The organism is Castellaniella sp. (genome assembly GCF_041677825.1).
GTDB lineage: Bacteria > Pseudomonadota > Gammaproteobacteria > Burkholderiales > Burkholderiaceae_B > Castellaniella.
Genome location: NZ_JBAYPG010000019.1, coordinates 32662 through 47417, shown reverse-complemented (window position 1 = coordinate 47417; position 14756 = coordinate 32662). Strand labels below are relative to the sequence as shown.

General features: G+C 61.6%; 13 protein-coding genes and 2 pseudogenes. 3 read left to right on the top strand and 12 right to left on the bottom strand.

What is annotated here, in order from left to right:
- Positions 1 to 32 precede the first annotated feature (32 nt).
- The 11 genes from cheZ to WCY17_RS09255 form a co-directional block, all read right to left on the bottom strand.
- Positions 33 to 677 (bottom strand): protein phosphatase CheZ, encoded by a 645-nt coding sequence (gene cheZ, locus WCY17_RS09305; RefSeq protein WP_372701903.1) that lies wholly within the window; start codon positions 675 to 677, stop codon positions 33 to 35.
- A 13-nt stretch (positions 678 to 690) separates the two neighbouring features.
- The gene (gene cheY / locus WCY17_RS09300; protein WP_372701902.1) at positions 691 to 1059 is read right to left on the bottom strand and encodes a chemotaxis response regulator CheY; all 369 of its coding nucleotides are present in this window, start codon (positions 1057 to 1059) and stop codon (positions 691 to 693) included.
- Positions 1060 to 1114: 55 nt separating this feature from the next.
- Positions 1115 to 2182 carry a chemotaxis response regulator protein-glutamate methylesterase gene (locus WCY17_RS09295; protein ID WP_372701901.1) on the bottom strand — a complete coding sequence of 356 codons (1068 nt, stop codon included), beginning with the start codon at positions 2180 to 2182 and terminating at the stop codon, positions 1115 to 1117.
- 3 nt (positions 2183 to 2185) lie between these two features.
- The gene (locus tag WCY17_RS09290; RefSeq protein ID WP_372701900.1) at positions 2186 to 3031 is read right to left on the bottom strand and encodes a CheR family methyltransferase; all 846 of its coding nucleotides are present in this window, start codon (positions 3029 to 3031) and stop codon (positions 2186 to 2188) included.
- Between the two features lies 1 nt (position 3032).
- Positions 3033 to 3539, bottom strand: coding sequence for a chemotaxis protein CheW (locus WCY17_RS09285; protein ID WP_372701899.1), 507 nt, complete (start codon positions 3537 to 3539; stop codon positions 3033 to 3035).
- Positions 3540 to 3567: 28 nt separating this feature from the next.
- The gene (locus WCY17_RS09280) at positions 3568 to 5526 is read right to left on the bottom strand and encodes a chemotaxis protein CheW (protein WP_372701898.1); all 1959 of its coding nucleotides are present in this window, start codon (positions 5524 to 5526) and stop codon (positions 3568 to 3570) included.
- Positions 5523 to 6494, bottom strand: coding sequence for a flagellar motor protein MotB (gene motB, locus WCY17_RS09275; protein ID WP_372701897.1), 972 nt, complete (start codon positions 6492 to 6494; stop codon positions 5523 to 5525). Before motB ends, WCY17_RS09280 begins: the two co-directional genes overlap by 4 nt.
- Before the next feature lie 8 nt (positions 6495 to 6502).
- On the bottom strand, positions 6503 to 7369 hold the full coding sequence (gene motA, locus WCY17_RS09270) for a flagellar motor stator protein MotA (protein WP_372701896.1): 867 nt from the start codon (positions 7367 to 7369) through the stop codon (positions 6503 to 6505).
- A gap of 210 nt (positions 7370 to 7579) precedes the next feature.
- A complete protein-coding gene (gene flhC / locus WCY17_RS09265) occupies positions 7580 to 8161 on the bottom strand; it encodes a flagellar transcriptional regulator FlhC (protein WP_372701895.1) in 582 nt (193 codons plus the stop codon).
- On the bottom strand, positions 8158 to 8481 hold the full coding sequence (flhD, locus tag WCY17_RS09260; protein ID WP_372701894.1) for a flagellar transcriptional regulator FlhD: 324 nt from the start codon (positions 8479 to 8481) through the stop codon (positions 8158 to 8160). Before flhD ends, flhC begins: the two co-directional genes overlap by 4 nt.
- Positions 8482 to 8562: 81 nt before the next feature.
- A complete protein-coding gene (locus WCY17_RS09255; RefSeq protein ID WP_372701893.1) occupies positions 8563 to 10455 on the bottom strand; it encodes a methyl-accepting chemotaxis protein in 1893 nt (630 codons plus the stop codon).
- 201 nt (positions 10456 to 10656) lie between these two features.
- Here WCY17_RS09255 and WCY17_RS09250 point away from each other — a divergent pair, with 201 nt between their 5' ends.
- Positions 10657 to 11550, top strand: coding sequence for an AraC family transcriptional regulator (locus WCY17_RS09250; RefSeq protein WP_372701892.1), 894 nt, complete (start codon positions 10657 to 10659; stop codon positions 11548 to 11550).
- A 105-nt stretch (positions 11551 to 11655) separates the two neighbouring features.
- Here the strand turns inward: WCY17_RS09250 and WCY17_RS09245 are convergent, their stop codons facing one another.
- Positions 11656 to 12282 carry a glutathione S-transferase N-terminal domain-containing protein gene (locus WCY17_RS09245; RefSeq protein ID WP_372701891.1) on the bottom strand — a complete coding sequence of 209 codons (627 nt, stop codon included), beginning with the start codon at positions 12280 to 12282 and terminating at the stop codon, positions 11656 to 11658.
- Between the two features lie 235 nt (positions 12283 to 12517).
- Between WCY17_RS09245 and WCY17_RS09240 the strand changes: the two are divergent.
- A pseudogene (locus WCY17_RS09240) lies at positions 12518 to 13031 on the top strand (flagellin FliC); the annotation flags it as partial.
- A gap of 95 nt (positions 13032 to 13126) precedes the next feature.
- Positions 13127 to 13951, top strand: a pseudogene (locus WCY17_RS09235) (hypothetical protein); the annotation flags it as partial.
- Positions 13952 to 14756: the final 805 nt, after the last annotated feature.

Below are 14756 nucleotides of genomic sequence, written 5' to 3'. Positions count from 1 at the left end.
CCTGCTTTCAGGGATTGCTTTCAAGGGTCTGCTCAGAACCCGAGGCTGGCAAGCAGATCATCGACCTGATCCTGGCCCGAGACCACTTCAGCGCCGGCTTTCGGGGCCACAACCGGCCCATTGACCAGGTTGCCACGGCCCGCCTCGGCTTTTTCCTGGGGCACGTGATCGATCAGCACCTGCAGGAGTTCGGATTCGATGGTGCCGATGACCTGCAGCATGCGTGAAATCACCTGCCCGGTCAGATCCTGGAAATCCTGCGCAAGAATGATGGTCATCAGCCTGTCCTGCGAGGCCTGCGTTCTGGCAGACACCGTATCCAGGTACCCACGGGTGCGGTCGACCAGCGCCCGGGCCTGTTCGAGTTCGAGCGGGGCATCGAACCAGCCCTGCCAGTCTGCACTCAAGGCCTGGGCGCCGGTCAGCATCTCGGTCTGCCACGGCTGTATTTCCTCGGCGGCGTTCAAGACCCGGTTGGCCGCCTGCTCGGTCATGCTGGCCACATAATCGAGGCGATCACGCGCATCGGGAATGGCACTGGCTGCTTCCTTGATGGTCTGGTCGAGCCCCAGTTCGCGCATGCTTTCACGCAGGGTACGGGTCAGCTGCGCAATGCGCTGCAGCAGTTCGACGGGTGCCTCACCCTGGCTGGCCGCACCCGGCAGTTGGATAGTCATTGCTTCTCCTTCGTCAAAGCTTCTCGAAGATCTTGTTCAGTTTTTCTTCGAGGGTGGCCGCCGTGAAGGGCTTGACGATATAGCCATTGGCCCCCGCCTGAGCGGCCGCGATAATGTTTTCCTTGCGGGCTTCTGCGGTGACCATCAGCACCGGCATTTTTGACAGCGCCGCATCGGCCCGGATCGCCTGCAGCATGGACAGGCCGTCCATGTTCGGCATGTTCCAGTCCGACAGCACAAAGGAAAACCCCCCATGGCGCAGTTTATCGAGCCCCATGGCGCCGTCTTCCGCCTCTTCGACATTATCGAAACCCAGATCACGCAGCAGATTCTTGATGATCCGACGCATCGTGGGGAAGTCATCCACCACCAGAAACTTCATGGATTTATCGACTTGCACTGTGTGATTTCTCCAAGGCCCAGGCCTGTTGCAGATTTCAGACTCGGTGCCCGTAGGCACCCGCTTTCTTCAGGATTGTTTCGCTCATGGCCTGCAGGGGCACCGCAACCTCGGCCGCGTGGATCAGCAGGGCCTCGCGTGGCATGCCGAAGACCACGCTGCTGGCCTCGTCCTGGGCCAGCGTCTGGGCACCGGCCTCACGCATGGCGAGCAGGCCCAGCGCACCGTCCTTGCCCATGCCGGTGAGGATCACGCCAATCGCATTGCGGCCCGCCACCGCGGCAGTCGAGCGAAACAGCACATCGACCGACGGCCGGTGCCGGTTCACGGGCGGCCCGTGGTCGAGCGCCACGACATAATCGGCACCCGAGCGCGCCAGCCGCAGATGCGCCACCCCGCCAGGCGCCAGATAGGCATGCCCGGGCAGGATGCGCTGCCCGTCTTCGGCTTCGTGAACCGTGATGGCGCACACCGCATCCAGGCGCTGCACGAACGAGCGCGTGAAGCCGGCCGGCATGTGCTGGGTGATCAGGATGGCCGGGCTGTTGACCGGCATCGGTTCGAGCACCTGGCGGATGGCTTCGACCCCGCCCGTGGACGCGCCAATGGCCACGATCTTTTCCGTGGATGCAAGTGGCTCGGCCAGGCGCGCCCGCGCAGCCACCGGCTTCTGGCGCACGACACGCATGTGCGCCTGGGCCGCCGCGCGAATCTTGTCGGCGATGGTATCGGCGTATTCGAGCAGGCCATCTTTCAGCCCGAGCCGGGGCTTGGTGACGAAATCCACGGCGCCCAGTTCGAGCGCCCGCAGGGTGATCTCGGAATGCCGCTCGGTGAGCGAGGACACCATCACCACCGGCATGGGCCGCAGGCGCATCAGGCGCTCGAGAAAATCGAGGCCATCCATGTGCGGCATTTCGACATCCAGGGTCAGCACATCCGGGTTGTGCTGCTTGATGAGTTCGCGGGCTTCGAGCGGATGGGCCGCAGCGGCCACGACTTCCATGTCGGGCTGCTGGCTGATGATGCGCCGCATCAGGCTGCGTACGAGTGCAGAGTCATCGACGCACAACACCCGGATTTTTCTGCGTTCGGTCGATGCCATCGCTCAGCCTGCCTTTGTGTAGACCGCTTTGCCCTGCAGGCGGACGCAGTCGCGCAGGTCGGTGTAGCTTTCGGAATGGCCGACGAAAATGAGCCCGCCGGGCTTGAGCCAATGCACGAAACGGCGCAGGATCTTTTCCTGCAGGGCACGATCGAAGTAGATCATGGTGTTGCGGCAGAAGATTGCATCGAAGCGCTGGTGTACCGACCAATGGGCGCTGGCCAGATTGAACGGCTGGAAGGTGACATAGGCCGCCAGTTCGGGGCGCACACGCGCAAAACCATGCTGGACCCCCAGCCCGCGCAGAAAATAGGTCCGCAGTACGTCAACCGGGATCGACTGCACGCGTTCGAGCGGATAGACTGCCGCGCGGGCCTGGGCCAGCGCTTCGGTATCGATATCGGTGGCCCAGACCGAAAACGAGCCCGGGCACACGCTGCGCAAGGTCATGGCAATGGAATAGGCCTCTTCGCCTGTGGATGCGGCGGCGCACCAGACATCGACAGGCCGGGGCCGGGAGCGCACGAACTCGGCCAGAATGGGAAAATGATAATCTTCGCGGAAAAACGCCGTGTGATTGATCATGAAGGCGTTGACGAAGTGTTCCCATTCCGGGTGCCCGGCATCTGATTCGAGGCCATCCAGGTAGGCCGCGACACCCCGGGCACCCGTCTGGTCAATGCGCTCACGCAAGACCCGCTCGGCCATCATGCGCTTGTGAGCCCCCAGGACCATGCCGCAGTGCCTGCGCAGCAGCTGCTGCGCCCGTTCAAGCTGCCCCGCATCCAGACTGGCGAGCGACCATGCGGCCTGCTGGCCTGGAAACAATTGATTGCTGTCCGCTGGCATGTCAGCCGGCATGCTCGATCTCGTGATCGATCAGCGCCATGTCACGGCTGGTCATCAAGGCCTCGATATCGATCAATATCAGCATGCGGTCATCGGCCGTGCCGATGCCGGTCAGGTACTCGGCGGCAAAGGCCGAACCGAACTGCGGCGCCGCACTGATCTGGGCCGGTTTCAGGGTCTGTACATCCGAGACCGCGTCGACCACGATCCCGACCACCCGCGAATGGATGTTCAGAATGATGACCACCGTATGCTCGTCATATCTGACCTGCTCGAGGTTGAGGCGCACGCGCAGATCGACCACCGGAACGATGACCCCACGCAGGTTGGTCACCCCTTTGATGAACGACGGCACGTTGGCGATCCGTGTCACCGAGTGCTCGTCATAGCCGCGAATCTCCTGCACCTTGAGAATGTCGATGCCGTATTCCTGCTGGGCCAGGGCAAAAACCAGAAATTCATGATCCAGAGCCGAATCGTCGCGGGACGTGGTATGGACTGAGTTCATGTGGACTCCATGGGGGCTGAAAAGTGGGTCAATTCGTCAGATCGGCTGTAGCCACGGGCCGCACCTGACGCATGAGGGCAAAAATGTCGACGATCAAGGCCACACTGCCGTCGCCCAGAATCGTGGCGGCTGAAATGCCCGCCACTTTGCGGTAGTTGGCCTCCAGGTTCTTGACCACCACCTGGTGCTGGCCGACGAGCTGATCCACCAGCAGGGCAAAGCGCAATTCCTCGGCCTGCACGATGACGGCAATCGCCCGGGTGGGATCGGTTTCGGCATCAGGCACCTGAAACACTTGATGCAGGGGTACGATGGACAGGTATTCACCGCGTACGTGCAGCACCTGCTCGCCTGCCGAGAGTTCGCGGATCTGGCTGACACTGGCCTGCAGCGATTCATTCACATGCCCGAGCGGCAAGATGAAGGTCTCGGCCCCCACCTTGACCGACATGCCGTCGAGAATGGCCAGCGTCAGCGGCAACACGATACGGGTCGTGGTCCCCGCCCCGGCCTGCGACGACAACTGGACGTGTCCACCCAGGGCCTGGATGTTGCGTCGTACCACGTCCATGCCCACGCCGCGGCCCGATATGTCGGTCACCTGCTCGGCCGTCGAGAACCCCGGCGCAAAGACCAGTTGCCAGAGTTCTTCGTCCGGCGTGGCCTCGCTGACCGCCATGCCGGCGGCGCGGGCCTTGGCCAGGATGCGATCGCGATTCAGCCCGGCCCCATCGTCGCGCACTTCGATCACCACATGGCCGCCGCTGTGCTGCGCCGTCAGGGTCAGCACGCCCTCGGCGGGCTTGCCCTGGGCTTCACGTTCGGCGGGCGACTCGATGCCGTGATCGAGGCTGTTGCGCACCAGATGGGTCAACGGGTCGATGATGCGTTCGATCAGGCTCTTGTCGAGCTCGGTGGCCTGGCCGTATGTTTCCAGGCGGATCTTCTTGCCCAGGCGCCCGGCATTTTCGCGCACCACGCGAGGAAAGCGGCTGAATACGTAGTCCATCGGTACCATGCGAATGGACATGACGGCTTCCTGCAGGTGGCGTGCGTTGCGATCGAGTTGCTCGATGCCGCCCAGCAGACGATCGTGCACGATCGCATCGAGCCCCTGCGTGCTTTGCGCCAGCATGGCCTGGGTAATGACCAGCTCGCCCACCAGGTTGATGATCTGGTCGACCTTTTCCACACCGACCCGGATGGTACCGCGCTCTTTGGCCGGGCCGTCGCGCGTGGCGTCGCGCGCGCCCGGGCCCGGCGCCGACGCAACTGCCGTGCCGCCATCGTGCACATCGGAAGACGCCGCTTCGGAAGACGCCGGGAGCGCTGGCTGCGCCCCGCCGACGGCCGGCAAGGGCTCGCGCGTGACACGGACCTGGCTGGCATCCACCACAAAACAGCACACCGCGGCCAGGTCATCCTCGGGCACGGATGTCTGCAGCCAGACCGACCAGTCGCTGCCATCGCGCCGCTCGTGCAGCACCGTACCCATCAGCGCCATTTCATGCACCATGCCAGCCACATCCTTGTCGGCCAGGCGCTCGATGCGCACGCGCACCGGTACATCGACGGACACCGCTGCACCCGCGCTGCGGGCGAGTTCCTGCAACTGGCCACAGATACGCGCGTAAGCGGCCTCATCGGGCGGAGTCTGATTTCGATAAGCAGCTACTTGGGCACTGAGCACGTCTTTGGTCTCCAGAAACAGGTCGATCATGCCCGCCTGCAAGGCGATTTCCCCATGGCGGATGGGGTCGAGTATGTTTTCCAGCGTATGGGTCACGGTGGCCAGTTCTTCGAAACAGCCAAACGTGGCGGCGCCGCCCTTGATGGAATGGGCGGCACGAAAGATGGCGGCCAGGGCGTCCATGTCGGGCGCCAGCGGGTCGAGATGCAGGAGGTCCTGCTCCATGGCTTCGAGCAGCTCGTCGGCTTCGTCAAAGAACGTATCGAAAAACTCGCTCAGGTCCATCGCTTCGCTCATGGGGCCTCCGATGAATAGCCAGCTGGCCGGGATGGGTTCAAGTCTGGCAGCTGCAGCGATTCGAGATTCTGGGCCGCCATCGCATCCTGGCGATCGATGCGCCGCTCAGTCTGCCGGTTGAGCACCAGGATGCTGATGCGCCTGTTCACGGCCGCCAGCGGATCTTCCTTGATCAGGTTCACGGTTTCACCCAGCCCCAGAATGCGTTTGATCTTGTGCTCGACGAGCCCGCCGGCGATCAGTTCGCGCCGCGCGGCGTTGGCCCGGTCTGCCGAGAGTTCCCAGTTGCTGTAGCTGCGGTCGCCCTGCGCATAGCGCATGGCATCGGTATGGCCCGAGATCGTGATGGCATTGGGCAGCGTATTGAGCGGCAGCGCGAGTTCGCGCAGGATGTCGCGCATGTAGGGTTGCACGGTGTCACTGCCCAACGCAAACATGGGCCGGTTGTTCTGATCGAGAATCTGGATGCGCAGGCCTTCGGGGGTCATGTCGAGCAAGAGCTGAGGCCTGAATTGCTGCAGTACGGGGTTCTGGGCAATCAGGCTTTCCAGCCGGCGCTTCAGGTCTTCGAGCTGATGCTGGTCGGCCTCATCGTCGGGTGCGCCGGTATCGGGTTCGGGCACGTAGGCCATGGGCTGATCGAGACGATCGAGCGAGATGGTGCTGCTGTCATCCAGTTTGAACTGATCGGGAATCGGGCTGGGGTCTCCCCCCGGAATCACCGAGCGGGTGGTTCCGGTGCGGTCGCTGGCCTGCATGGCCTCGGTCAGGCTCATGCGAAAATATTCGGCGATTTCATGCAGGTCGGATCGTGGCACCAGCAACAGCAGCCACATCACCAGAAAGAACGCCATCATGGCCGTCATGAAGTCGGCATAGGCGATCTTCCAGCTGCCCCCATGGACAGGGTGGTCATGTACGCGCTTGCGCCGAATGACGATACGCCCGGGTTCATTCTGCCTGGCCATGGCCGATCCTAATTCGCCTGACGCCGGAACTCGCGTACATGGCCATCGAGTTCATCAAACGACGGCCGTACGGATGAAAACAGCACCTTGCGCCCAAACTCGATGGCCAGCGGGGGCGGATAGCCATTCATGCTCGCCAGCAAGGTGATCTTGATGCACTCGAAGGCCTTGAGCCGTGCCTGCGCCTGACGCTCGAGCGCCGAGGCCAGTGGCGATACGAAGCCATACGACAGCAGGATCCCCAGGAAGGTACCCACCATGGCCTTGGAGATCAGGTCGGCCAGCACCGCGGGCGGCTGATCGACCGCAGCCAGGGCCTTGACCACACCCAGCACGGCGGCCACGATGCCGAACGCAGGCAGCGCATCAGCAACCGACTTGAGGGCATTGACGGGAATATTGTGTTCATTCTTGGCCGCCTCGATTTCTTCGTCCATCAGTTGTTCGATTTCGAAGGCGTTCATGTTGCCGCTGATCATGATGCGCAGATAATCCGTAAGAAATTCGACCAGGCGCGGATTGCGCAGGATCTGCTGGAAATCGGCAAACAGCGCGCTGGCGTGCGGATCCTCGATTTCGGACTCGATGGCCATGGGCCCGTCGCGCCGCATGCGCTGCATGATCTTGTAGAGCACCGACAGCAAGTCCATGAACAGCGCCTTGTCGTGGGTCTCGCGGCGCAGGGCCCCGGGGACGGCACGGCCGAGCAGGCGGATGGAATCAAGATTGCTGGCGCCCACATAAGCGCCGACGGCGCAACCACCGATCAGCAGGAATTCGAACGGCTGATACAAGGCGCCCAGGTGCCCGCCCATGAACACATAGCTGCCGATCACGGCAAACCCGACCACCAGGTACCCAATAAAAATAAACACGACATGACCTTATGTGAATGCAGTCATGATGGCTGCTTTTTCGGGAGCCAAAAGCTGGATTCGAGCGGATTTTCGGGCCTTGATCCAGCTATAGGGGCCAGATGCCGCCGCCGTGCCAGCTACCGCTACCCGCCTGTCGCGACCTGCCCCTCGCAGCCTGCCTGCCGCCACTTGCCCGCTGAAACCCGCCTGCCGCAACCCGGCCCGGCATCACTGTCCGTGGGCCTGTGCAGCCCGGCTGCGCGCCGGCGGCGCCGCCGTACGCCCCTTGCCTGCGCGTGGCGGCGGCTTGCAGATGCTGCAGACATAGTCGGCATCCGGATCATGGGCGTGGGCAATGAACTGGCCGCTGCAGCGCGTGCAACGCGAGCGCTGCAGCTGATCGCTATCGAAAAAGCGCAGCAGCATCCACGCCCGGGTGAAACTGAGCAGTGGCTCGGCGCCTGACCGGGTGTCGGGCACGAACCCGGCCTGCACCTGCTCGAGATACAGCTTGTAGGCCTCGACCATGGCCCGGATCGGCGCCACCCCGGCCTTGTCTTTCAGGTAGCAGTGAATATTGTAGAAAAGGCTGCTGTGTATGTTGGGCAGCCAGCTCATGTACCAATCGAGTGAATAGGGCAGCATGCCCTTGGGTGCGGACCGCCCGCGGACATCGCGGTACAGGCGCGAAAGCCGGTCGTAACTGAGGCTGGTTTCAGCTTGCAGCACCTGCAGGCGGGCGCCCAACTGGATCATCTCGGAGGCCAGCAGGACTTCGGCGGCTTCCTGGGCGATGCCGGGCTTGCTCATTTGACCAGTTCGGCGGCGGGGTCGGCCAGGAGAATGGTGGCGTGGGCCTGCTGCAGAATGCCATCGAGCGTGCCCTGGCACAGGGACCGCAGCAACGCCGCATCGTTCAGCCTGAAGCCGCAGACCAATGAGCTGGATTGTGCCAGACGCACCACTTGTGCGGGTGAAAGCCCAAGCAGCAACTCTGCCGTATCCTGACCGACACCAAGCCGATACGCGCCTGCCGCCAGATTTTCGCCCAGCAGCTTCTGGGCCAGCATCAGGTAGGACAGGTTGATTTCGTAGACATCGTTCAGTACTGCAGGGTTGTGTTGATACATGACAACCGTCTCCATGTTGACTTTTCGGCAGCCCGCGGGTTGCAGGCTGCGGGCTGAAGGCTGCGAACTGCGGGCTGAAGATCAGAACTCGGCCCACTCGCCCACGCCATCGCGCCCCTTGTCGGTGGCCGCGCGGCTTGCCCCATTGCCGGCCCGCGGGCCATGCCCGCCTTCGGAGGGTGCCGGTGCCTTTTTCTGGGGGCCAGCCCCGGCAGCGGCGAGCTTGATGTCCGACGAGAGCCCATCTGCAGGCCGCCTGCGCTCAGTGGCCCCATTGGCGGCGCCGGGGGCGGCCCGCACCGCGCCAGGCCCGGCGTGAGTGGCCGGGCGCATTCTGGCGCCTTGCGTACCCTGCACTGTGGCTGATGGGTCATTGTGGTCGGGCCGGCGCACGTGCGTTGCCCCAGCCGCGTGCCTGCCCGCCTGCCCAGCCAATTCGCGCAACCTGAATGTGGCCACGACGCCGGCCAGTGTATCGGCCTGTTCCTGCAGGCTGGTGGCCGCCGCGGCGGACTCTTCGACCAGACTGGCATTCTGGCGCGTGACGTCATCCATTTGCGCCACGGCAGAGTTGACCTGTTCGATGGCCGTGGTCTGTTCCTGGCTGGCCGCGCTGATCTCGCCGACGATGTCGGTGACGCGGCGGATGCTGTCGACCACCTCTTGCATCGAGGCTTCGGCCCGCTGCGCCTGTTCATTGCCGTGCTGGGCCGCCTGCTCTGATGCGGTGATGAGCGCCTTGATCTCTTTGGCCGACTCGGCACTGCGCTGAGCCAATGCCCGCACTTCGGAGGCCACCACCGCAAAGCCGCGCCCCTGCTCGCCCGCCCGGGCGGCCTCGACCGCAGCATTGAGCGCCAGAATGTTGGTCTGGAAAGCGATGGAGTCAATGACGCCGACAATTTCGGTGACCTGCTGTGACTTGACGTTGATCTCGCCCATGGTGGCCACCAGGCCGCTGATGACCTCGCCGCCCGTCTGGGCGGTGCGGCTGGCATCGCCCGCCAGGGAATTGGCTTGCTGCGCATTATCGGCATTCTGGCGCACCGTGGAGGTGATTTCTTCCATGGTGGCAGCGGTTTCGGCCAGGGAACTGGACTGTTGCTCGGTGCGCGAGGACAGGTCGAGGTTGCCGGCCGATATCTGCGACGCAGCCAGGGCCACCGAATCAGAGTCTTCGCGGACCTCGCGCATGACCTGGCTCAGCCCGCCCTGCATGTCTTCGAGTGCCTGGATCAGCTGGCCGATTTCATCGCGCCCGTGCACCTGCACGGCCTGGCTGAGGTCGCGCTGGGCGACACGCTGGGCCAGCGTGACGGCGGTATGCAGCGGTACGGTAATCGCACGGCTGATGCGCCAGCCCGTGATACTGCCAAAAAGCAGCACCAGGGCGCCCACCAGCCACAGGATCTGCTCGCTGAGCCGGTTGGTGGCCGCAGACTGCGCGACTGCTTCACGCACCCGTTCGTTCTGCAGGCCCACCAGCGCCTGCACGCTGTCGAGAAACTGCGCCTGCACGGTGGCCAGGGGACCGTTGATCGCATCGAAAATCTGCTCGTCGCGCCCCGTGTGCTTGGCCTGCATCACCATGTCGTTGACGGTCTTGATGTACTGATTTCGACGCACCACCAGATCGTCGTACAGGACCCGGGCGTCGGGCTCGCTGATCAGGCCATCGGCCCGTTGGACCGCCTGCCCGAGCTGCTGGGTGGTGGCGGCTTCGCCGTTCTTGAAAAAACGCTCGGATTCAGCATTGGGCGCCACGGCATAGCCATATACCATGGGATCCTTGATCTTCACCAGGCTTTCGATTTCGTTGAGCACAGTCTGGATTTCTTGGCGCTGGCGGATGTCGTCTTGGTGGCCCAGCATGACCTGCATGTTCCACAATGCGACGCCCACGAGCAGCACGGAAAGAAACAGAATGAAACCAAACGCCAGCCACAGGCGAGTGCTGATCTTGATGTTTTTCATGTAGATTGCCTACCCCTGTACATAATTTGTCATTACAGTTACGATTTGCTACGATGAAAGGAATGCGAACACCCGATCAAGCGCCACAAGATGCTGCAAAACGATTCAAAAAACCACGCTTGTAATAATTTCCGTTTAGTATCGACGATTGTTGGGTTAACATGAATGGAAAATTCCGACAAAAGCTCGTGTTTTCCCGTCATGGACATCGCACTACCGACCTACGCGCTCTACGGCCAGAAATACATGGCGGTCGAGCCCAACTACGTGCACATGGAAACCCTGGCCGACTTCCGCGTTCGGCTGCAGGACACCATGCAGGCCCACCGCCATCTGGATCTCGCCCATCTGATCTGGGTCGGCGAAGGCAGCATTCATGCGCTTCTCGAAGGCCGCTATCTGGATGTCGGGGCGCCGGCGGTGATTGTCGTACCAGCGCCCGCCATCCATGCATTCCGGGTAGAGCCAGATGCCCGTGGCATGGCCCTGACGCTCAGCCAGGGCCTGATGCTGAACGTGGCGGCCCACCTGCAGCAGCTGAAAGCCTGGGTGCTCGAGCCGCCCCGCCTGATACCGGTTGCGGCCAGCAGAACGGACCCCGTCATGGCGCGCCTGTTTGATTCGCTCTGGCACGAATACCGCAAAAAAAGCGACCACTATCAGGCCGCTTTTTTTTCGCATATCCTGCAGATCTTCGTCGAGCTGGCCCGCCAGCAGCCGGCCGAAAATGCGCTGGCCCCGCTGTCAGACCAGAAGCACTGGGCCCTGTACCAGGATTTCCATGCCCTGGTCGAACGACACTACGCCACCCACAGGCGCATCAGCGATTATGCGCCGCACCTGTCGGTCAGCGAACGCACCCTGCAGCGGGCCTGCCAGGCCATTTCGGGGCTCACACCACAGCAGATCGTGCAAGAGCGCGTCATGCTCGAAGCCCGGCGCCTGCTGGCATACACTGATCGCAACATCAATACCATTGCGTACCAGCTGGGGTTCGACGACCCGGGATACTTCAGCCATTTCTTTGCACGCCACGCCGACCTGACACCGGCCCAATACCGCCAGGCCACGCAACCCGGCGGCCCACACAACTGAAAAGGCTACCACCGTCGTGTCGCCCGGCACGGCAAATTGGGGGCGAACCAGGCGCCCCTGCCCGCTGAAGCCGCAATGCCCCCGGGCACCCGAAGCGGATCAGACTCAGTGGTCGCTCAGGGCAGTAGACTGAAAACTGGCGCGTACCTGAAGCTGGGCATCGTACAGGCGCGCAAGGCCCGGGTGCGATGTGCGCCAGCCGAGCTGCGGAAAGCGGAAGTCAAGGTAGGACAGCGCGCTGCCCACCCCCAGATCGGCCAGGGTCAGGTGCCCCCCGGCGATGCACCACGACCCACCGGCCAGCCGCTGCTCCATGACCTGCAGGGTATCGTGCACCTTCTTCATCTGGCGCTCGATCCAGGCCTGCGAGCGCTCGGTGGCCCGGCGCCCCTTCCAGGTCTGCTCGAGGCGCGCGGTGGTGGCCGCGTCCATCAGGCCATCGGCCATGGCTTCCCAGAGCCGGACCTCGAGATGGGCCCGCCCCCGCGGCGGAATCAGCGGATTGGCCGTGGATGCCTGATCCAGGTATTCGACGATCACCCGTGAGTCGAAAATGGCTTCACCGTAGTCGGTGACCAGGCAGGGTTCTTTGCCCAGCGGGTTGACCGCCGACATTTTTGTGTCGGCCGACCAGACGTCTTCGGCCACCCACTCGTATGGAATGTTCTTTTCGGCCAGAACGATGCGCACCTTGCGCGCGAACGGGCTGTGCCCGGAGCCCAATAATTGCATGACACCCCTCGATAGACTGTGGATATGAACAGCTGAACTCAGTATATACCCTGACTCTGGTGATTTTGAAGGCCTCCCGGCTAAATTTTTCCGCGAGATGGCCGTAACCCGATATATAGGGACACGAAACGTCGCCAGGGCCAGCCAGACCGGTTTCCAGGCAAGTCTCGAACCCGATCCCGGGTGTTCCCGAATCAACGTCCGACGCGCCGATTTACCCTGAAAGGAGTCTCTCATGGCTGTCATCAATACCAACTACCTTGCTCTGGTGTCCCAGAACAATCTGAACAAGTCCCAGAATTCGCTGGGCACGGCAATCGAGCGCCTGTCCTCGGGCTTGCGCATCAACAGCGCAAAAGACGATGCCGCCGGGCAGGCCATCGCCAACCGGTTCACCGCCAACATCCAGGGCCTGTCGCAGGCGGCGCGCAACGCCAACGATGGCATTTCCATCGCCCAGACCACCGAAGGTTCGCTCAACGAAATCAACAACAACCTGCTGCGCATTCGCGAACTGTCAGTTCAGGCTGCCAATGGCACCAATTCGCAGTCCGATTTGAATTCAATACAATCTGAAATCCAGCAGCGCCTCGATGAAATCAACCGAGTATCCGATCAAACGCAATTCAATGGCATCAAGGTACTTTCGAAAGATAACAGTATGTCCATCCAGGTCGGCATGAATGACAACGAAATCATCCACATCGGTCTGCAGCAAATCAACGCATCCACCCTGGGGCTGGGCACATTCAACATCAACGGCTCAAGCCTGGGCACGGTCACCAACATCACCAGCGCTACCGCGGGCCAGGGCTCGACCACCATCACCGGCAGTACAGAAACCGTGGCCGTGCAGGCCAACGCGTTTGCAGGTGCCAGCAACCCTCCATCAGGGTCGGGTATCACTGCAGTTCAAAATGGGGGGGGCACTTATGATGTTTATGCGTTGACCGCAGATCCAAGCAAGAATGCCATCGAAGCGTCCGATGGTAATTTTTATATTGTGACCCAAAACACGTCTACCGGGCAATGGTTCTGGGACAGTTCAGATACCAGCTCCATCGTCGATCGCAACGATCTCAGCAACAACCCGATTTCTTACCAATCAGTAGACGCAACGATTGACACGAAGACCACGGGCGCTGGCTTTACCAATGGCACGAACGGGGCTGGCAGCCAGGTGACACTGATAGGGGCCGCGGAGCCTTTCAATGGCGACGTGACGGGCATTGTTCTGACCGGCCTTGACAGCAATGCAGAAATTGGCAACATCTCACATGACGGTTCCACCGGCAAATTCTACGTCGAAGTCAAGAACTCAGATACTTCGAGCGAAGACGGCTACTACGAAATCAGTGTCGATGGGTCGGGCAACGCTACCGCAACATTGGATCCAAACAATGTGCAGGCCGCCTTGCCTGCTGGCGCAACAACATACTCCGCAAAGATTGATTTCGGCTCGGTTGATCTCAATGGGGCAGGAGCAGGGGCCGCTATACAGGATATTGTCTATGATGCTGGCAATGATCAATACTATGCCCATGTCACTGGCGGTAATGACGACGGCTACTACCAGATCACTGTCGCCGCAAACGGCACGGCTTCAGGGACTGTCGTGGATAGTAATGACATTGGTTTCAGCGTCAGTCAGCCCGCTTCGACCAGCGCCGTTACCCATACCTATAATCAAGGCACGCCCGCTGATATAACGATCGACTTCGATGCTGGCCTCTTCGCCCGTAACGACATCAACAATGCCGACGCGGCGCACCAGGCAGGCAATACCCTGACACAGCAATTCGCGGCCAAGGGTATGGATGGCAACTACTATGCCGTTGAAGCCACCTTCACCCTCAAGGGGAGTGCCACGGCAGGATCCACCGCCTTTTCAGACTACGATGTCGAATACAAGATCGATGTATCCACCGGGGGAGCTACCCAGATCAGCGCCCAGAATGTGGATACCAGTGGCGCCCTCCAGGAACTGACTGTAGCCCATGGCGATGTGCTCCAGCCGCTTCAGGATGACCTCTATAACCTCGAATACACCATTGCCGCCGATACCTCGGGCAATAGCACTTCGGGCCTCTACATCATTAAAGATGGCAACGGTGACCCGAGCGGTGAATATGCCGTACTGGGTACGGATGGTCGCTACTACAAGGCTGAACTCGAAACCGATGCCAATGGTGATTACACGGGCAAGGTCAACTGGACTACCAATCCGGCAAGTAACGACTACGAAGTGATCGATGCCACCCGAATCGATAATGGCACAAATGTAGTATCCATCAAGAACGATGATGTCACCACCGTGGTCAATGGTGTCTATACTGGCCTGAACAGCAATCAGTTGCTGGTCAGCTACCAGGATGACGGCGGAAATACACAGTACCTGATCCAGACAGGCACTGGTTCAGACGCCACCTATGTGAAAGCAACCCTGGGCGCCGCCGATGCCAACACGGGAGACG